Origin of the sequence: Streptomyces sp. A 4/2, assembly GCF_940670765.1 — a bacterium.
Classification (GTDB): domain Bacteria; phylum Actinomycetota; class Actinomycetes; order Streptomycetales; family Streptomycetaceae; genus Streptomyces.
Window position 1 is genome coordinate 1 of record NZ_CALNVW010000058.1, and the last position, 18,773, is coordinate 18,773.

Annotated in this window: 18 protein-coding genes; 10 read left to right on the forward strand and 8 right to left on the reverse strand. The window is 69.1% G+C overall.

Annotation, left to right across the window (positions count from 1 at the left end; all coding sequences use genetic code 11):
• The 3 genes from NBY69_RS34680 to NBY69_RS34690 all read right to left on the reverse strand — a co-directional run.
• Positions 1 to 208 (reverse strand): carboxyl transferase domain-containing protein (locus NBY69_RS34680; RefSeq protein ID WP_284350150.1); only part of this gene is annotated, 208 nt, incomplete at its 3' end.
• 154 nt (positions 209 to 362) lie between these two features.
• A complete protein-coding gene (locus tag NBY69_RS34685; protein ID WP_250306158.1) occupies positions 363 to 572 on the reverse strand; it encodes an acyl-CoA carboxylase subunit epsilon in 210 nt (69 codons plus the stop codon).
• A 220-nt stretch (positions 573 to 792) separates the two neighbouring features.
• Positions 793 to 1,491 carry a ScbR family autoregulator-binding transcription factor gene (locus NBY69_RS34690; protein WP_250306160.1) on the reverse strand — a complete coding sequence of 233 codons (699 nt, stop codon included), beginning with the start codon at positions 1,489 to 1,491 and terminating at the stop codon, positions 793 to 795.
• 150 nt (positions 1,492 to 1,641) lie between these two features.
• Between NBY69_RS34690 and NBY69_RS34695 the strand changes: the two genes are divergently transcribed.
• Positions 1,642 to 2,574 carry an NAD(P)-dependent oxidoreductase gene (locus NBY69_RS34695; protein WP_250306163.1) on the forward strand — a complete coding sequence of 311 codons (933 nt, stop codon included), beginning with the start codon at positions 1,642 to 1,644 and terminating at the stop codon, positions 2,572 to 2,574.
• 39 nt (positions 2,575 to 2,613) lie between these two features.
• Here the strand turns inward: NBY69_RS34695 and NBY69_RS34700 are convergent, their stop codons facing one another.
• Positions 2,614 to 3,864 (reverse strand): cytochrome P450, encoded by a 1,251-nt coding sequence (locus NBY69_RS34700; RefSeq protein ID WP_250306165.1) that lies wholly within the window; start codon positions 3,862 to 3,864, stop codon positions 2,614 to 2,616.
• A gap of 495 nt (positions 3,865 to 4,359) precedes the next feature.
• Between NBY69_RS34700 and NBY69_RS34705 the strand changes: the two genes are divergently transcribed.
• Positions 4,360 to 5,331 carry a ScbA/BarX family gamma-butyrolactone biosynthesis protein gene (locus tag NBY69_RS34705; protein ID WP_250306166.1) on the forward strand — a complete coding sequence of 324 codons (972 nt, stop codon included), beginning with the start codon at positions 4,360 to 4,362 and terminating at the stop codon, positions 5,329 to 5,331.
• A gap of 111 nt (positions 5,332 to 5,442) precedes the next feature.
• On the opposite strand, the gene NBY69_RS34710 is transcribed toward NBY69_RS34705, so the two are convergent.
• The 3 genes from NBY69_RS34710 to NBY69_RS34720 are packed head-to-tail and all read right to left on the reverse strand — an operon-like array spanning position 5,443 to position 8,383.
• Positions 5,443 to 5,811, reverse strand: coding sequence for a DUF6009 family protein (locus NBY69_RS34710; protein WP_250306168.1), 369 nt, complete (start codon positions 5,809 to 5,811; stop codon positions 5,443 to 5,445).
• The gene (locus NBY69_RS34715) at positions 5,808 to 7,292 is read right to left on the reverse strand and encodes a phage/plasmid primase, P4 family (RefSeq protein WP_250306169.1); all 1,485 of its coding nucleotides are present in this window, start codon (positions 7,290 to 7,292) and stop codon (positions 5,808 to 5,810) included. The genes NBY69_RS34710 and NBY69_RS34715 overlap by 4 nt, the downstream gene beginning before the upstream one ends.
• On the reverse strand, positions 7,289 to 8,383 hold the full coding sequence (locus NBY69_RS34720; RefSeq protein WP_250306171.1) for a bifunctional DNA primase/polymerase: 1,095 nt from the start codon (positions 8,381 to 8,383) through the stop codon (positions 7,289 to 7,291). Before NBY69_RS34720 ends, NBY69_RS34715 begins: the two co-directional genes overlap by 4 nt.
• Before the next feature lie 956 nt (positions 8,384 to 9,339).
• On the opposite strand from NBY69_RS34720, the gene NBY69_RS37765 reads away from it, so the two are divergent.
• From NBY69_RS37765 to NBY69_RS34745, 5 genes are all read left to right on the forward strand, one after another.
• Positions 9,340 to 9,531, forward strand: coding sequence for a hypothetical protein (locus NBY69_RS37765; protein ID WP_374211372.1), 192 nt, complete (start codon positions 9,340 to 9,342; stop codon positions 9,529 to 9,531).
• 509 nt (positions 9,532 to 10,040) lie between these two features.
• Positions 10,041 to 10,703, forward strand: coding sequence for a ParA family protein (locus tag NBY69_RS37770; RefSeq protein WP_326695815.1), 663 nt, complete (start codon positions 10,041 to 10,043; stop codon positions 10,701 to 10,703).
• Positions 10,703 to 11,881 (forward strand): ParB N-terminal domain-containing protein, encoded by a 1,179-nt coding sequence (locus NBY69_RS34735; protein WP_250306173.1) that lies wholly within the window; start codon positions 10,703 to 10,705, stop codon positions 11,879 to 11,881. Before NBY69_RS37770 ends, NBY69_RS34735 begins: the two co-directional genes overlap by 1 nt.
• Before the next feature lie 173 nt (positions 11,882 to 12,054).
• Positions 12,055 to 14,319 (forward strand): telomere-associated protein Tap, encoded by a 2,265-nt coding sequence (locus tag NBY69_RS34740; RefSeq protein ID WP_250306174.1) that lies wholly within the window; start codon positions 12,055 to 12,057, stop codon positions 14,317 to 14,319.
• A 6-nt stretch (positions 14,320 to 14,325) separates the two neighbouring features.
• Positions 14,326 to 14,883, forward strand: coding sequence for a telomere-protecting terminal protein Tpg (locus tag NBY69_RS34745; protein ID WP_250306175.1), 558 nt, complete (start codon positions 14,326 to 14,328; stop codon positions 14,881 to 14,883).
• A 136-nt stretch (positions 14,884 to 15,019) separates the two neighbouring features.
• Here the strand turns inward: NBY69_RS34745 and NBY69_RS34750 are convergent, their stop codons facing one another.
• Positions 15,020 to 15,964, reverse strand: coding sequence for a ScbA/BarX family gamma-butyrolactone biosynthesis protein (locus tag NBY69_RS34750; RefSeq protein WP_250306177.1), 945 nt, complete (start codon positions 15,962 to 15,964; stop codon positions 15,020 to 15,022).
• A 282-nt stretch (positions 15,965 to 16,246) separates the two neighbouring features.
• Between NBY69_RS34750 and NBY69_RS34755 the strand changes: the two genes are divergently transcribed.
• The 3 genes from NBY69_RS34755 (at position 16,247) to NBY69_RS34765 (ending at position 18,739) form a co-directional block, all read left to right on the forward strand.
• Positions 16,247 to 16,900: a ScbR family autoregulator-binding transcription factor gene (locus NBY69_RS34755; protein ID WP_250306179.1), complete on the forward strand. Its 654-nt coding sequence runs from the start codon at positions 16,247 to 16,249 to the stop codon at positions 16,898 to 16,900.
• Positions 16,901 to 17,096: 196 nt separating this feature from the next.
• Positions 17,097 to 17,804, forward strand: a complete 708-nt coding sequence (locus NBY69_RS34760) for an HAD family hydrolase (RefSeq protein WP_250306181.1) — start codon at positions 17,097 to 17,099, stop codon at positions 17,802 to 17,804.
• Positions 17,805 to 17,965: 161 nt separating this feature from the next.
• Entirely contained in the window at positions 17,966 to 18,739 is a 774-nt protein-coding gene (locus NBY69_RS34765) for an SDR family NAD(P)-dependent oxidoreductase (protein WP_250306183.1), read from the forward strand.
• The last annotated feature ends 34 nt before the right edge of the window (positions 18,740 to 18,773 follow it).

An 18,773-nucleotide genomic window follows, 5' to 3' on the forward strand; every position in this document is an offset into this window, starting at 1 on the left:
TGCGCAGCTGCTCGACCTCCCTGAACGACCCTTCGTCGAGCAGCAGACCGATCCGCTCACGCGCCGTCAGCTTGCCCTTGGCGCGCTGCGCCTCGGTCGCCTTCTCGCTGGGACCGGCGAGGGCCCGGGCCCGGATCTCGTGCAACTCGGCCACCCGGCCGCGTACTTCGGTCGGTCCTGCTCCGCCCGAGAGGGAATCCATCGCCATGGCAATTCCCGTCCTTTCGTCGACGCGGATGCGGTGAGTCCTGGCCACCCGCTCAGATTAACAAACCGCGCACGCGGTTTGTAGATATGGGGTGCAGATACGTTCGGCCATCGGCCGGAGTGGACCCTGACCGATGGCCGAACAGACGTGCCGGCTATCTCCAGCTGTGCGGCGCCTGGAAGGCGGCACTGCGGTCCCTGTGCGGCCAGCTCGCCGGGTCCTGTGCCGCCCTGGCGTTCTCCTGCTCCTGCTCCCTGCTGCGCGAAAGAAGCGTGAAGAGCGCGACCAGGGCGGCGAGTTCCTCGTCACTGGCCACCCCCGACTCCACGCGGACGACAGTTTCGGTGCCCTCGACACTGCTCACGGCATCCTCCTAGCCTCCCTGCCACGGTCGGGCGGAGCGCTCAAGGACTGCTCGCACCGGGGTCGAGAAGGCCTTGAAGTGCAAAGGGAGAAGCTCCGCGCTTCCCCTCGGGTCGCGGAGCTTCGACAGCGGCCTGTCGCGCGAGGTGGACCCGGTCGCCCTCGGGCCCTTCGTTCGGATCACGCCGGGCTCGCGGGGGGCCTGATCCAGACGAAAGGCCCTAACGGCCGGCTGCGGTCATCTCGGCCGCCTCTTCCAGCGGCTCCTCCATGCGGTCGGCGTCGAGTTCGCCCAGTTCGGCGATGACCCGGGCCCCACGGTCCGTACTGATCTCCAGCGTGGCCAGCACTGCGGGCACCGCGACGCTGGGCAGCAGGTGCTGGAGGAGGGAGACGACCCGCGTTTCGAGATCGGCCCGGTTGCTGAGGGCGTGGGAGTAGACCTGGACGCCGGTCCACGCGGCGGAAATGATCCAGGTCGTCTCGACAGGGTCCACGTGCGGCAGCAACTCGCCCTGCTTCTTGGCCTCTTCGATGATCTGCTGGGTGGCATGGATCCACAACGGGATCGCGCCCCCGTCGAAGAGGGTGAGCGCCTCCTGCCCCAGGGACAGTCGCGCTCCCGCGCTCACCAGCGGGTCCCGGCGCATCCGGTGGGCGAGCGCGAGCGCGGTGTCGACCAGCTCCTGCAGTTTGCAGGGCCGGGGCGGCACGGCGCTGATGTGCATCTGCTCCTCCAGGACGCCCTGCGCGAGCGCCTGCTTGGAGGGGAAGTGGAAGTACAGGGCCCCCTTGGTCACCTTGGCGCGCGCGAGGATTTCCCCGACCGTGGCCGCGTCGTAGCCGCATTCGTCGAATACGGAGGCCGCCGCCTCCAGGATGACGCGGCGCGTACGGATCGCGCGCTCTTGCTGTGCCACAGTCGCTCCTCCTGCCGTCGGTGCCTGGAGCAGAGTCCTCAGAGATCCTCTTTCCACCGGACCACTAGAAACAAAACCAGGTAGTCCGTATCTTACCAACTGGCCACCGACCTGGTTCTTGTAGCGTGCAAGCTTTCCGCGGGGGGATGTGTGACAAGGGCGACACGGTTGCTCATCGTCGGGAGCAGCGGCTTTGTCGGTGGGCACACCGTCCGTGCCGCCGCGCGGCACCCACAGGTGGAGCTGCGTCTGGCGCGCCGTCAGAGGCGCTCCCCCGCTCCTGGTGAGCCCCGGCTGAAAACCGTCCATGCGGATCTCAACGCGCCCGAGACGCTGCACGGCCTCTGCGCGGACGTCGACGCACTGATTCACTGCGCGTCCGCCATCACGGGTTCCGAGGAGGAACTGCACCGGGTCAACGACCTGGGCACCCGGGCCCTGGTGGACGAGGCCGTCCGCTGCGGCGTGCGCCGCATCGTCTACGTCAGTACGGCTTCCGTGTACGGCAGGGGCACCTTCCGCGCCGCACGGGCGGCCGAGCTGACGCCCGCTCCCCTCTCCCCCACCAGTCGCACCCGCGCGGCAGCCGAGCGGCACGTCCTGGAATCAGGGGGCACGGTGCTGCGCCCCCACCTCGTCCACGGGCAGGGGGACCGCTGGATGATCCCCGGCACGGTGCAACTCCTGCGCGCCCTGCGCGGAAACGTGGCGGGCGCCGGCCTTCAGTCGCTCGTCCCGGTCACCGCCCTGGCCGCGGCAGCCGTGGCCGCCGCACTCACCGCGGACGATCTGGCCGGCGCGCACCACGTCAGCCACCCGGACCCGGTGTCCGGGGCGCAGCTGACCGCCGCTGTGGCGGATCAAGTGGGCCTGCCGCAGGGCCCGTTGCTCGACCTCGCCGAGGCGCGGGCCCGCTTGGCGGACTCCCCGGTGGGCCTGCATCACCTCGCGATGCTGAGCACGGACCACTGGTTCGCGGACGAGGGACTGTGGGACCGCCTCGGCTGTGACCCGGGGCGGGGCTTCCTGGAAGATCTTCCGGACCAGGCGCCCTGGTACCGGGAGTTCCTGGGGCGCCCCTGACCGCTGCGCCGGGTCGCACCGGTCCGGGCAGACGCCGGGTCACACGGCGAGTTCGGCCCGCGCCATGGCCAGGACGGGCAGCTCCCGCAGGCCGTTGGCGATGAACGACGGGATCGGCCGCAGTGGTTCATCCGGCGCAGCGATCGTCAGGTCCGGGAACCGTGCGAACAGCTCGCGCAGCGCGATCTCCGCCTCCAGGCGGGCCAGCGGCGCCCCGATGCAGTAGTGCGCGCCGTGTCCGAAGGAGATGTTCTCCCGGCGGGTGGGCCGCAGGACGTCGAAGCGGTCGGCATCGGTTCCGTGCACAGCGGTGTCCCGTCCCGCACCGGCGTACGAAATCATGATCGCGTCGCCCTGAGGGATCACCACGTCGCCGACGGCCACGTCCTCCACCGCGTAGCGCAGGATCAGATTGGCGCCGGGGGCCTCCGCCCGGAGGGTCTCCTCCACGGCGTCCGCCCACCCGGCCCGGCCCTCCCTGATGTGTGCGAGCTGTTCGGGGTGGTGCAGGAGAGAGGAGACGGCGTTGCCGATGAGGTTGACGGTGGGCTCGAACCCCGCCGTGAACAACAGGATGAGGTTGTCGATCAGTTCCTTCTCACTGAGCCGGGCACCGTCGACATCGTCCCGCGCCGCGATCAACGCGCTCGTCACGTCGTCCGCCGGGTGGCGCCGCCTGAAGTCGATCAGCTCGGCCATGGTGGTGTACATGTCCAGCTGGTTCTGCTGCGCCTCCTCCAGCGACATCTCCGTCTTGAAGAAGCCGTCGGTGATACGGCGCAGGGGCTCCGCGGACTCCTCGGGGATGCCGAACAGGTCGAGCTGCACCTGGGTCTGGATCACCTGGGCGAAGTTCTCGCGCACGTCCCACGGCCGGGTCGGTGGCAGCTCGCCGATGCTGTCGAGCGTCCGTGCCGTGATCTCCTCGATCCTCGGCCGCATCATCTCGACGCGCCGTGCCGTGAAGGCGCTGGCGACCAGGCGGCGCAGCCGTCGGTGCTCGTCCCCGTACGCCGTGACCATGTTCTGCACCGAGACCCAGATCGCGAGCGGCCAGGTCTCCGCCGTCTCGCCCTTCTGCCACGCGGTCCAGTGCTGGTAGGCGTCCTTGGAGATCCGCGGGTCGACGAGGAGCTTCTTGACGAGGGTCTGGTCCGTGACGACCCAGGCCGGGACGCCGCCCGGCAGCAGCACCGTCGTCACCGCTCCCCGTGCCCGGAGAGCGCGTGCCTCACCGTGGATGTCCTGACCGGCCGGATCGATGGCGTAGGGGCACTGTTGACGAAGCATCGGTGTCTCCAGAGTGTCGTGGACTCAAAAAACCTGGCGGAGCAAGAACTGGCCGACCGTGCTGATCACGTCCTGTTACCCGGTAGACGCGTATCGGATAATAAAACCGCGTACCCGGTTTTCTCAAGTCATTCTCGATGAACGATCACCCACGTTCACATCCGCACCGCCCGACCCCTCCGGGGCGCGCGCGCATGCGCCGGAGCCATTGAGGGGCAAATGGCTTCAGAATCAGGCATATTGAAGCGAAGATCCGGAAGGAATCGCACCGTAAAGCGGAACGCGATCGTCTGGACGGCGGCCTCCTGGAGCACCCTCCCCTCCGTCGGAACGCCGGCACCCTCGACCGTTCCCTCTGCCACGCTTGTGCGAATCGGCCGCATCCGACCGTCGAATCGCCTTGAAAATCAAACCGGTGGGTACGTATCTTATGGAGGGCACGGCGTCACAGCTCGGCTCACCTCTTCATCACTCGGCCTCTTGAGGAGACGTGTAATGACTCTGCTAACGCACGCGGAGATGCCCGGCACAGCCCGGGAGACCGCAGTCGGCACCGTCCCGGTCAAGGCTTACGAACTCCCCCGCCTGACCACCACAGTTCCGCGGGAGTACGTGCACCGCGCCTCGCACGCCGAGGTGTTCCTCACCCACTGCGAGAAGCTCGACGACACCTGCTTCCTTCTCGCCGGGCAGTGGCCCCGTGCCCACCCCTTCTTCACCAGCCTCGATGGAACGCTCCATGACCCGATGCAGGCTGCCGAAACGATCCGTCAGGTGGGGCTGCTGCTCGCCCACTCGGAATTCGGAGTGCCGCTCGGCCACAGCTTCCTGATGTGGGAGCAGTACTTCACCGCGTATCCGGCGCACATGGCCATCGGCTGCAGCCCCACCGACCTGACCATCACCGCGGTCTGCACCGACCTGCGGTGGAAGGGCAGCCGGCTGGCGGAGTTCAGCATGGAAGTGACGCTGGAGAGCGACTCCCGTACCGTCGCCGTCGGCGGCGGCCGGTTCACCTGCATCTCCCCCGGGACGTACCGCCGACTGCGCGGTGGGGCCGGTCCGGAGCCGACAGGCCCCCGTCCTGCCCCCGCACACCCGGCCAGTGTGGGGCGGGCCCGCGCCGCCGACGTGGTGCTCTCCCCCACCGCCACCCCGGGCCGCTGGCTCCTGAACCCGGATCCGCTCCACCCGATCCTGTTCGACCACAGTGGCGACCACATCCCCGGCATGGTCCTCGTGGAGGCGGCGCGGCAGGCGGCGTGCGGGCTGATCGCACCCACCGGGATGATCGCCGAGTCGGTGACCACGTCCTTCCACCAGTACGCCGAGTTCGACGCGCCCTGCTGGATCGAGGCCACGGTCGTGCCCGCGGACGAGTCCAACACCATGAGTATCAGCGTCGTCGGCAGACAGAGCGGCAACGAGGTGTTCCGTTCACTGCTGGCCTGCTCGCTCAACCTCTGAGCGCGGGCCCCACCCCCGAACCGGGCAGCACCTCTGCCCGTCGCGAGCCGGGCCTGATCGGACCGGAATCGACCGGAATCGACCGGACCGACCGGACCGAACGAACCGGTCCTAACGCAGGGGCAGTCCGCCTTCGGAGCGTTCGGTCTTGAGGCCCTTGCTGCCCGGAGCGAGGGTGCGCGGGTCAACGGCCTCGGCGGGGGCCCCACTTGAGTACAGACCGGCGGGTTCCGTGTCGCGGTCGTGCGGCAGCAGCCAGAACACGCGGCGCCGAAAGGTGCCGGAGGAGCGGGACGGCTTGGCCTGTGCCCCGAGGAGTGCGTAGCCGACCATGCGTCCGTCGCGGTGGTAGGCCGGTTTGCCGCGGCGCGTCGGCAGACGGTCGAGGCTCTGGCGTACGTAGTCGAGGTGCCGGGTGTCCTCCAGCCACACGAAACCGGCTTCGTGGACGATCTCGTTCTCTGCGATGAGAGCGCTCATGTTGCCTCCTGGTCGGCGACCAGCCCGATGCCCGGGTAGTACTTCCGCTGGTTGGACAGGATCATCTGCTTGGGCGAAGCCAGCCCCACCATTTCGCGGACCCGGGCCGCGAAGGCGCGTGACGAGATGGCCGGGTTCCCCTCATTCTGGCACCACGCCCTGTACACCGCGTAGAGCCGGGCTTGTTCTGCCCGGAGATCGGGCTCAAAGCGACACGACTCGCTCAGAAAGCGTCCAGTGTGGTCTTCCGTCTCCGCGTATACGGTCGTGGCGGTGCGGACGCGCTCAGGTCCGGTGAGGTCCTTCCCCCCGCTCAGATAGCGACGGGCGCCCTGGATCAGCCAGTTGAGGATTCCGGGACCCTCCTCGGTGACGAGGAGGTCGGCCAGATTGTCGATCTTCCGGTGGTCGGAGACGATGCGCTCGAACGGGATCAGGCGTATGCGCCGCCAGAACGCGAAACCACCGGTGCCGACTTCCGGGCGGTGGTTGCCCAGTAACCAGAGCTTGTGGGTCGGCTCGAAGCTGAAGAAGTCCTGGCGCATACGGCGGGCCTTGATCCGGTCGCCACCGGTCAGCAGCTTCACCCGCGCCTCGTCGAACCGGTCCCCCGGCTTGACCTCGCTGCACACGATGACGCGGCGGCCGTGCAGTTCGGCGAGATCCGTGGGGTGCCCCTCGTACGGGCGGGCCATCAGGAATCCGGGGGGCGCCGCGTCCGCGTAGTCGCCGATGAGTTTGATCAGGACGTCCAGGAGAACCGACTTGCCGTTCTTGCCGGAGCCGAAGAGGAACGGCATCACCTGCGCACCGACGTCCCCGGTGATGGAGTAGCCGAGCAGCAGGTGCAGGAAGCCGATCATCTCCGCGCCCTCGGGCCCCTCGCCGAAGGTGTCGGCCAGGAACCGGTCCCAGCGCGGCGTGGGCATCAGCTGCGGCGCCGCGGTGGTGGAGCGGGAGTGGAAGTCCTTGTCCGGCAAGGGTCTGCGCATCGTCCCGGTGCGCAGGTCGACGATGCCGGCCGGGGTGCACAGCGCGTACGGATCCGAGTCGAGGCGCGCCGCGTTCAGCACCATGCCGGGCGCGGACCTGGCCTGCGTGAGCATCGCGTTCATGCCGCTGGTACTCAGAGCGCGGCGGCGGTGCTGATGCAGTGCCGCCGTGGTGAACACGCCACGGGGGTCCGTGGTGGCCAGGGACTCCGCCAGGTCGCCCGCCGCCCACACCACGGTGTCGTCCTCGTCGATCTGCCAGCGGGTGGTGTCCCAGCGGAACCAGCCGAGCCCGGGGACGTGCCGGTAGTCGTTGGAGTAGAGCTTGACGAACAGTTTGGCGTTGCCGCGGTCGCTGAGGGTGTCGGGCAGCAGCCCCTCGGCGGTGGCCTGCCCCTCGTGCCAGGGCGGGCCGGGAGCAGGCTGCACCAGGATCTGCTCGGCGACGGCCCGCGCGTCGAACAGCGTGTTGTCGTCGCCGGTGATCACGACCGTCCCTCCAGCCGGAGAGGACGCAACTGGCCGGCGCCCAGGCCGCAGCGGATGATGGCCGAGTACCGCCGCTCCTGCCCGCAGCGGGCATGCTCGGCCGCTGTGTACAGGCACCGCTCCGCCTCCTCCGCATCGAGGAGACCGGCAGCCACCAGTCCCCCGGCGATGTACGCGGCACGGTTCAACTTCTCGGAGAACGCGGCCCCTTCCGCCACGGCGGCGCAGCCGGCCACCTCGGCGAGAGCCCCGCTCAGCACCCGGCCCGCAGCCGAACGGCCGCCGCCCGCGGCGATGACGGCCTGCCGGGCGCGCGGCGGCACGGGGCGGGGCGCGGGCGGGCGCGGGGAAGGCAGGTGCCCGGTGCGTTCGAGTTCGCAGGCCAGCCAGCCGGGCAGCGGCGCGGGCTCACGCGCGCGGCCCACGGGGGTGTAGACACCGGCCTCGGTCACGGTGCCCGGCGCGACGATGTACCCGCCGTGCGCCCGTACATCGACCTGCCAGGCCAGCGCGCGCCCGGTGCTCGAACCGGTCGAGCACCGCCACTTCTGGCCGTGGTGGGCCCGGTACCAGACGTGCAGACCTCCGGACGGGGTGCGTACCCGCAGGGTCCCCTCGTCGTCCGCGGGGCTGGTCTCGCCCCTGAGCGCGGCCAGGATCCCGATGGTGTGGAAGCCGTCGGCCAGGCCGGTCAGATCGATCCCGTCGGCGATCCTGATGCCGGGTAACAGCCGGTCCCTGTCGGGCAGTTCCTGTGCGTGCGCGTCGATGTCGACGACCACCAGGTCCGCGGGACCGCAGGCGATCCCGACACCTGCACCGGGGGCCGCCCTCCACCACTGCTCGATCCTGGCGCAGTCGAGGGTGGCGGCACGAAATCCATGGCACCAGCGTCCCGCGGCGAGGCAGGCACACCCCTGATAGGTGTGTCCGGGCTCCCGGCACGCATCACAGTTGCCCGCAGGTGTCTTGCGTCCTGGTGCCAGCGGGTGAACAGGCCATCCGCGACTTGCGCACCAGCGGGCGATCACCGGCGCGCGGGAAGCGGGTTGGCCCGATTCACTGTCGAGGACGGACAGCTCAGAAGCCATGCACTTCCCCCTGTGAGCGACCGAAGCGACCGAACGACTGGCACAGAGTAGCGGGCACACGCGAACCAGGAGTCATGGAAAAACAAAAGATCCGGCGACCTGCTACACCTCAGCTACCGAGCAGAACGGGCCAGCGACCCACCCCCGGGAGCCGCTGCGCCGACAGCTCGGGTATGTGTCCAGCTCAGACCGAGTACCGCGCCTTCAAAGCGACTGAAGCGACTCACGTTCCCTATATATGACGCACACTCACTCACCCACTACTGACTCCATATACCCGGAGCTTGGATCACTTCAGTCGCTTTCCTGCCGTGAAAACCGGGCTGAACTGGGGTTTCTCTCCAGCGACCGAAGCTCTACCGCACTCCCCCGGCCGCTTCCCGCCAGTCGCTCCCCCGCCGTGCGGACCCGTCAGCTGCCGTCACCGGCCCTCTCTCAGCGACTCAAGCGACTCTGCAGCGGAGTTGGACCCGTCCGCGACACCGGCCGCCGTCGATGCCCAAGTGCGGAGCGCGCGGTTTACCGCGGTAAACCGGACCCCCGGAGTGACGCTGGTTTACCGCGGTAAACCGGACCCCGGGGGGTGACGCTGGTTTACCGCGGTAAACCAGCGTCACTGTCCCGTCTCGCCGAAGGTCGGCCGATCTCACCGAGGTCGACGGCCGTCCTGTTCGTCACATCGAAGTTCCTTCACCGCCAGGGACGTTCGGGTCGGGCCGCGTACCCTCGGCTCCGTGCCCCGTCATTCCAGGAGTCCCCGTCGGCTGGTTGCCGATGCGCGCCTGTACTTGTGGACGCTCCGCCACAGCCACAGCGTGGTGGACGGCAGCCGGTCCTGCTGCGAGACCCTGAGGCTGTACCCACAGCCGGCCGGCGCCGGCGGCCCACTGTGCGTCGTCTTCGCCGAGGGCCCTGGCCGGTATGTCCCGGGTGGTTTTCCCCTGGGCTCCGGAGACGTGGGATACGTCCGGGGTGCCTCCCTGAACCTTCACGAACCCGGCGCCGTCCGCGCTCTGCTCGACGTGGCGTTGGCACGCGGGTGGCAGCCAGAGGTACGGCGGGTGGTGGAGATCGACGGCTGGTCCCTGCTGGAGGCGGCAGCCGCCGCGCAGGCCGGGACAGCCGACCCCGCGGACCCGGAAGATTGACACCGAGTGACTTCGTTGATTCTCGAATCAGGTTCCTGGGCGCTCGTCAGACTTCGTTGAGACTCGTCAAGCTTCAGCGCGACGGGACCTGCGGCCCTCCCCGCCGACGCTGGTTTACCGCGGTAAACCAGCGCTCCCTGCCGCCCTTCCGCAGGCCCGGTTTACCGCGGTAAACCGACAGGCCCAGCCGCTCTCACCGCAGGCCCGGTTTACCGCGGTAAACCGACAACCCCAGCCGCTCTCACCGCAGTGCTGGTTTACCGCGGTAAACCGACAGGCCCCGCCGACCCTCACCGCGGACGGTTTACCGCGGTAAACCGGCGAGCTCCGCAGCCCCCATCCCGGACCTGGTTTACCGCGGTAAACCGCGCCCAGCCCCCATCACAGGCCCCGAACGGTCGAATCACCGGTCGAATCATGAGCGTCCGGGGCAAACCAACCCACGCTCATCTGCGATGATGCCCTCTGCCCGAAGTACCGGAACCCACGGGAAGCAAACGGAGCATCACATGCCGGCAAGCGTCTACGTCGTGTCCATCGACCCCCAGGCATCCACTGTCTGGTGGGCGAATCGGATCACCGATCTACCTTTCGACTTCTCCCAGGAGCACGAGACCCCGGAGAACCTGTCGCTCCTTCAGGAGACAGGTGCGCGGGTCCACGTGATCGCCAACCAGAAGGGTGGCGTAGGGAAGACCACGACGACCCTCAACCTGGGAGCCGTCGTCGCCGACGTGCTCAGGGCGAACAGGAACGGACTCCAGCACGTCTTCATCGACACCCCGGGCAGTCTCCAGGACGAGAACCTGCTCCTCGAAGCCCTGAAGTACGCGCACGATGTCATCGTGCCGGTTCCCCCGGAGGGCCTCGCCTTCGACCCGACCGCGCGCACGGTGAAGAAGGTGATCGAGCCCAGCGGGCTCCCCTTCAAGGTCGTCATCAACAACTGGGACCCACGCGACGGAACCGCCGACCTGGACGACACCAAGGCGTACATCGATGCGCAGGGTTGGCCCCGGGCGGAAGCCGTCGTCCGCCGGTACAAGGTCCACACCCGGGCGTCCGTCGAAGGACGCGTCGTCACGCAGTACCCGAAGAACCGGGTCGCCATGGAGGCCCGCGAAGACTTCTTCCGCCTGGCCCTCGAACTCGGTTACGGAGGTGGCGCGTGATGGCCGCAGGACGCAGGACGAGCCTCGCCTCGCTCGCCGGTCAGAAAGTCGACGACGTCCCGGGCAAGAGCGACCCGCTGCTGCTGACACTTCCGCTGCAGAAGCTGGTACCGACCCGCTTCAATCCCCGCCGCAACTTCGGTACGGACGAGGACCTCAGGGATTTCGGCCTCAAGCTCAAGAAGCGCCAGCTTCAGCCCGCCGTGGTCGTCTCCCGGCCCGGCTACCTCAAGCTCTGGCCGGAGGAAGAGGAACACGTCGGGGCAGTGCCGTACGTGATCGCCAACGGCGAGCGCCGCTTCCGCGGCTCCCTCGCGGCCGGGCTCACGACACTCAACGTCGTCCACAACGAGGACGTGGCCAACAGCCGGGCCGACTTCCTCGATGCCGTTCTCTCCGAGAACAACGACCGTGAGGATCTGGACCCGATCGAGCGGGCCATCGGTATCGAAATCATGGTGGCCGAACTCGGGGGAGCGGACCGGGTCGCGAACCACTACGGAAAGACGAAGGGCTGGGTGAGCCAACAGCGCAAGCTGCTCAAGCTCACGCCCGAGCTCCAGGCCTTCGTGAGCACCGGCGAGATCGCGATCCGGATCGGCAGGGAGCTCGCCGGGCTGCCGGCTGCCGAGCAATTCGCCGCCTGGGAGGACGAACAGAAGCGCCGACTGGCCGTCCAGAGCGCACCGCGCGCCCCGAGGTCCGCCAAGAAGCCGGACGAGGCCAGGACGCCGGAGCAGCCGGCGGAGCGGTTTACCGCGGTAAACCAGCCGGGGTCGCAGGCGTCTCAGGCGGAGCGGTTTACCGCGGTAAACCAGCCGGAGCGGCAAGCGCCTCCGGTGGAGCGGTTTACCGCGGTAAACCGATCGGCGCCGCAGCCGTCCCAGGCCCAGCGGTTTACCGCGGTAAACCAGGACGAGCCGCAAGCGCCCGTCGCAGCCGGAGCCGTCAGGTCGCAGCGCCCGGAGGCTGCCGGGGAACTCGTTCCGGCAGTGCCCGCTCAGCAGCACGAGGAAGCCCCGCTGAGCGAGCTGCCGCTTGTCGCGTCGCCCGCCCAGGCCGTCGATGTTCTCGCCCGGATCTTCTCCCCGGCGGATCTCACGGCTGTCGCGGAACTGCTGCTCGACCGGATCGGGAGCGACCACGCCCTGTCTGCCGCTGCTGCTGCGGAGGCGTAGACAGGCTCCGCGAGGCCCTCACGGACAAGCGTGAGGGCCTCGCGGCCGGGGGAGTGGCGAGTACCTCGGGTCGGGCCCGGAGCCCCCTCGGACATCCACCCGTACGCGATATGTACGGTAAACGTACGCAATCCGTACAGGGGTGCGGGATAGGCTGAGGGTCAGGAGGCTCCATGTCCGAGTTGTTCGACGCGGTCGACGCACTGGTCGCATCCGCGTCCCCGCTTCCGCCACCGGCCGAGCGGAAGCGGCTCCGTACCGCACACGGCCTGACCCTGGACCAGGTGGCCGGCGCGCTCAAGGTGCGCCGCGCGACCGTCAGCGGCTGGGAGAGCGGCAGGACGGAGCCGAGGCCCCCGGAGCGCGAGGCGTACGCGCGGCTGCTCGACAAACTCGCGGAGCTGTACCCGGTGCCCGCACCCGGACAGGGCACGGTGACACCCGAGACGCCCACCGCACCCGAGGCACCCGTGCCCGGGACGGCAGCGGAACCACGGACAACCCCGGTGCCGGACACCCAGGCCATGCCCACCCGACCGGCCCGCCAGAGCCCCACCCGCACCGCCCCGTCCCACCCGTCGGCCCCCGCGGCCCCCGCCAACCCGTCGCCGTCGCCGTCGCCGTCGCCGTCGCCGTCGACGGCGACGGCGACGTCACGCCGCCCGGCCGCGAAGAAGACCACCGCCAAGCCCGCTGAGGCGCAGGCCGCCTTCGACCCGCGCTTCGAGAGCGGCCCGCTGGCGGTCGTCGACGTCGAGGACGGCAAGGTCCTCGCGTACTGCGTCGGCGGCCTGGTCCTGGACGTCCCCGCCAAGTCAGTCCCCGCCCTGGTCGAATGGACCCTGTCCGAAGCGAAGCTGGGCGCGCCCAAGCTCAGCGGTCCGGGCAAGGACGCCGACCCCCTGATCGTGCTGACCGAGGCCGCGTGCGAGCGCTACGGCCTGCCGCTCCGCCTCACCGAGGAAGAGCGTCTGTCCGGTCGGCTGCCGGAAGGCCACAAGGTCATCAAGCAGCTCGCGCGGGCCGAATGGCAGCTCACGAAGCGCGGTTTCGGACCCTGGGCAAGGATCTACCGCCCGGCCCAGGGCGCCGAGCGGATGTGCGTGCAGCTGTGCATCCCGTCCTGGGACGCGCTCGACGTCCGGCACTGGGGCGACGCCGGCCGGCTCCCCCCGGCCGAACTCGCCAGGATCCTCGGCACGTACGCGGCCCGGGTGATGACACCCCGAGGCTCGACCGCCGTGACCGGCCTGGAGCTGATGACCGCCCTGCACCCGCCGACCCGCGCGAGCGAGCCGGACGCCCACGGCAAGCGGCACAGCGAGTACAACCCCGGCTCCCTCGGGAAGGACCCGGTCGACCCCGCGCCGTGCGAGGCCCCCGACGGCCACCCGCTCCTCGCCGGCCTGCCCCGGTTCCACAAACGGGGCCCGGACGAGGTCCTGGTGGAGGAGGCGTACGACTGGGCGAGGCCGCTCACCGACGCGGAATGCCTCAAACGGCACCTGGTGGGCATCGACGTCAACATGGCCTTCGCCGCCGGAGCGAACGGCACGATCGTCGGCCTGGGCGCGCCGACACACGTCAGGAACCCGCGGTTCGACCCGAAGCTGCCCGGCGCCTGGCTGGTCGACCTCGGACACGTCGACCTGTCCCGCGTACTGATCGGCAAGGAGTGGCGGGACCTGCACGGCGACCTGCTGCCCAGCCCGTTCACACCGAAGGGGGAGCGGCCCGAGGGCCCGGCCTGGTACGCGACGCCGACGGTCGCGTACGCGGTGGAGCTCGGCTACGCCGTCGCACCGACCGAGGCGTACGTCCGGTACCGGAACGGCCGCTACCTGGACGGCTGGTACAACCGGCTGCGCGACGCCTACGTGGCGACGATGGCCGACCTGGGCGTCACCGGCGACCTCGCCCCGGCCGACTTCCTCGCCGCGATGGACGGCTACCGGCAGCGCGATCCCCAGCTGGCGATCGTCGTGTCGGCGGTGAAGGCCACCGTGAAGGGCGGCATCGGCAAGCTCCGCGAGCGCCCCCGCGGCGAGGGCTGGAAGCCGGGCCAGGCGTGGCGGGCGCTGTCCCGTCCGACCTGGCGCCCCGACATCCGGGCCGCGGTCATCTCCCGCACCCGCATCAACATGCACCGCAAGGTGCTCAAGCACGCGGCGGCGACGGGTCAGTACCCGGTCGCGATCCTCTCGGACTGCGCCGTGTACGCGGCCGACGGCCCGGGGCCGCTGGACTTCGTCCCGTACCGGGACGGCAAGCCCCTGCCCGGCGGCTGGCGGCTCGGGGTGAGCCCCGGGATGGTCAAGCACGAGGGCACCCAGACCACCCTGTGGGGCGAGGGCGTACGGGAGCAGTACGGCCAGGAGCTCAACCTCGCCCGGTACATCAAGGACGGCAGCGTCACCAACAAGGACGACGGGGAGTAGACCGCGATGAGCATGTTCGGGGACGGCCTGGACAAGGCGGTGGAGAAGGCGTTCACCCGCCCGATCCCGAAGTCGGCGGGTGCGCAGATGCGGTACCTGGTCAAGCAGTTGAAGGGGACGAAGGCGGTTGCCCGGATGCTGCGGGTGTCCCAGCGGACCGTGGAGCGGTACGTGAAGAACGAGATCAGGAAGCCCCGTCCGGATCTCGCCACGCGCCTGGAGACCGAGGTCAGGAAGCGGTGGCAGCCGCAGATCAGGGAGAAGGCCAGGCAGAAGGCGGCCACCACCGACGGCATCGTCGTCGACACCCGCGCCCGCCTCGGCTACACCGCCCCGATCGGCACCACCGACCAGGACCGGATCCGCCACCTCACCGTGGCCCTGCCCCCGCAGTACGCGGCCCGCCTCTTCGAGGCCCAGGCGCAGGGAGCCGGCGACCAGCAACTCCGGACGATCACCGCCGAAGCACTCAAGGACGTCTACTTCCAGGACGACGGCCGCCGCGCCGGAGACCTGGAGGAGGTGCGGTTCACCGACGTGGAACACATCGACTTCGACCTGTAGGCGCCGGTCGCTTCGGTCGCTGTCGGAGAGCCGCCCCCGCAGGACGGCACTCCGACGGCACTCCGACAGCACTCCGGCCGGACCACTCAGCACCACCCGGCAGCGGCCCGCCGCCGAAGTGCCGGTGGCCGACGTGTCAGAGGGTGGGCAGGTGATGGTCCAGCGTGGCGACGCTGGAGTAGATGCAAGTGCCGTTCTGGAGCGCGGAGATGAGTACTCGTACCCGTCCGGCCGAGTCGCTGGGGAGCGGGTCCACGTGGATCCAGCAGGGGGCGTCGAGTTCGGCGTAGCGGGAGAAGACGACGTCCATGGCCACGACCATCACCGGCCGCGGATGGGCGAACGCGTGTGCTGCCTGGCGCGTCGCCTCCAGCAGCAGCATTCCCGGAACGTGGTCGAGGGGGTGGTCGAACAGCACAGGATGGGTGAGGTCGACCCTCAACTGCATGAGGTTGGGGCTGTCCGTGGGGGAGAGGACCACATCTTCGAACCGTTCGCGGCCCACCTGCTGCGGGTTCATCGGCGGAGCCAGCGGGATCGCCCGAGCCTCGGCCAGGGCCACATCCGCGTACTGCTTGCGCAGGCGCTGGTAGATCGCCGGGGGCTGGTTGGAGAAGCTGGTCCGGGCCGTGCCCAGCTGTATTCCGTGCCGCATCAGGTCCACTTGCATGTTCATCGAGGCCAGTCGGCTGCCGCGGCGTACCACCTCGGTGCAGGAGATACGCATGCCCACCGGGGAGGGGGCCTTGGCCGCGATCATTGCCGCCGGGTTGAGCGTGTAGGCGAAGTGGCTCCACGCCTGGCGGTGCCCCAGGGGCACGTCGAAGGCGGTGTGGCACAGCAGCGGAATGGCCTGGCGGACCGATTCGGCCAGCAGAAGCGGGTCGTGCAGGCCGTGGGAGGGGCCGTAGAAGCTGTGCTGGTGCGGCCAGCGCGCCCCCACGCCGTAGACGTCGCTTCCGTTGGGCCGCCAGGCGGTGAGCAGGACTTCGGACCCGGCCACCTTGTGTACGTACTCGCGCGGAACCCTGGTGGTGCCGCGCGTCGGTATCCGGGCAGGTCCTGGCACTGTGATGGACATGAAGCTCCCCCTGGAACATCTGTTGAGGCGCGGCGCGGCGTTAGCCGCACCGGCAAACATAAAGAGTGTTCTTTTTTTTAGGGTCAAGAGAAGGTGAATGCCGGGTCATGCCTTGATAAAGGGTCGAGAGCGGGTGGAGGCTGAAATTGTCCGACTGTCGGGCGGTGTCGGCCTGTCCGGAGCGGATTGGTCCGGTCGTCCGACTTCTGGAGCGGGGGAGTGGCGATTCCCGGTTCGGACCGGATAACATAGAGATCGTTCTATTTTTTGGGAGAAGATGCGATGGGACAGCCGAAGCAGGAGCGAGCCGTACAGACCCGCGAGGTGATCCTGCACGCGGCAGCGGAGGTCTTCGACGAGTACGGCTTCGCCGGCGCGAGTATCACGAAGATCCTCAAGCGGGCCGGAGCGACAGCCGGGGCGATGTACTTCCACTTCGAGTCCAAAGAGGGCCTGGCCCGTGCCGTGATGAACGCCCAGCCGCAGACCATCGTGCCGTGGCTGGACTCGACCGGCCTGCAACGGCTGGTGGACATCACACTGATCTGGGCCCACCAGCTCCAGGTGGACCCGATGCTGCGGGCAGGTGTGCGGCTCACCGGCGAGCAGGCCACCTTCGGTATCCAGGACGCCGCCCCTTACACGGCCTGGATCGAGATCATGAAGCAGTGCCTGGATATCGCCGTCGAGAAGGGTGAACTCCTGCCGGGGGTGGGGCCCCAGGAGGTCGCCGAGTTCGTCGTCGAAGCCTGCACCGGCATGCAGACGGTCGCCGCGGTGGTGAGCGGACGCCGGGACCTTTCGGAGCGAGCGGTGCGCATGTGGCGGCTACTGCTGCCGGGAATCGCCGTACCGTCCGTCGTCGCCCACACCACGCTCGACCCGCAACGAGTGAAGGTGGCCGCCGTTGATGCCTCGGGTGCCGCACTGTCCTGAGCCCGGTACGCGGCGCCGAACCGGGCGCGCACAGTGTCACCGGCACGCTGTCCCGACCGCCCCAGTGGGAGAGGGCACTTCGAGGCGGCGGTCTGCCGCCGCCTGTACCGTGACCGCGGTACCGACCGCGCGCCGGCAGTAGCAGCACCGGTGCACCGGAACCGCTTGACGACATGACACTCGCGGGGGCGACACGATGGAGCTCGATCACCTCAGACTTGCCGCGGTCAATATCGACGGCGTCCTGCTCAACGACACCTTCAGCCCGGTCATCCACCACTTCATCACCAGCCGCGGCGGCACCTACACGGCCGAGAGCGAGCGCGGCATCTTCTCGCAGCCGCAGCACATCGCCTTCCAGCGCCTCGCCGCCGCGGTCGGCTCCCGCGCCACCGTCGCGGAGATGCGCGAGGCGTACTTCGAGGAGCGCGCGCAGTACCTGGAGACACACCCCGTCACGCTCACCGACGGAGCGGTCGAACTGCTGCGGCGCTTGCGCGCCGCGGGTCTGAGGACTGTTTGTTACGGGGGGCTGGAGAAGGCCCACTTCGACAGGTTCCTGGGCGAGCACACGGCGTTGTTCGACGGGCCCGGTTACGTCTGCACCAACGACTTCCGTCCGGGCATCCACGAGATCACCACCGAGATCTTCGGTCTGCGCCACGACCAGGCCCTGTTCATCGACGACGTGGCGCGGGTGGCCGAGACCGCCAGGACGCTCGACGTGTCCTTCATCGGCCACCCCAGCACCTTCCGGCACAGCTTCCAGGCACAGCTGATGCGCGAAGCGGGCGCCCGGCACCTGGTGCGTTCGCTGCGGGCCGTCGATGACGAACTGCTGTGGGCGATCGATACGCAGGCCGCGACCGGCGCCGCGTGGCGATCTGACCCGGTCGCTCCGTGACGCCCTTGTCCAGGTTGGCTGTACGGCGCTCTGCCGTGCGGCGGTATCGGCATGTCTCTGAAGAGCGCGCCCTGCGCTCTGTGTGAGGTGGGGGAGCGCACCAACTACGACGCCGCTGCTCCCGGGCAGCGGCGTCCGGCTGAAAAAAAAGGGGATGGGCAATGAGCAGTGAGCAGTCCATGTTGACCGGCAAGGTCGCCATGATCACGGGTGCTTCCAGCGGGATCGGCGCAGCCGCGGCCCAGTTGTTCGCCCAAGAGGGAGCGGCCGTGGTCCTGATGGCGCGGCGGGAGGAGCGCTTACGGGACCTCGCCGAGAAGATCCGGGCCGAGGGTGGACGGGCATTGGCCGTGGCAGGAGACGTGGCGCTGTCGGAAGACGTCGAGCGCGTCGTGGGCGCGGGCGTCGAGGCCTTCGGTCACCTGGACACAGCGTTCAACAACGCGGGCTGGGCCTCGTCCGGGACCGCACTGCACGAGATCGGCGACGAGGTCTACGACCGCACCATGGACACCAACGTGAGGGGGGTGTGGAACTGCCTCCGTCATCAGATACCCGTGATGCTGGAGTCCGGCCGCGGGGGAGCGGTCGTGAACACCTCCAGCGTCGCCGGACTGCAGGCCACCGGCGCCTCGGCCGCCTATGTGGCCGCCAAGCATGCGGTGATCGGTCTGACAAAGGCCGCTGCGGCGGAATACGGCCTGCGGGGCATCCGGGTCAACGCCCTCGTGGTGGGAAGCACCCTCACCGAGATGATGCAGACCGTCCTGGCGGAATCACCGGCGCTGGAGGAGAGCTTCGTGGCCCGTGCTGTACAGAAGCGGATGGCTGCTCCGCTGGAAGTGGCGCAGGCTGCGGCGTGGTTGTGCAGCGACCGCTCGTCCTATGTCACCGGAACGTCCATGGCGGTGGACGGCGGGGTGACCGCCGCGTGACGCGTCCCTACGCATTCCGGTCCCCGGGCGTTCC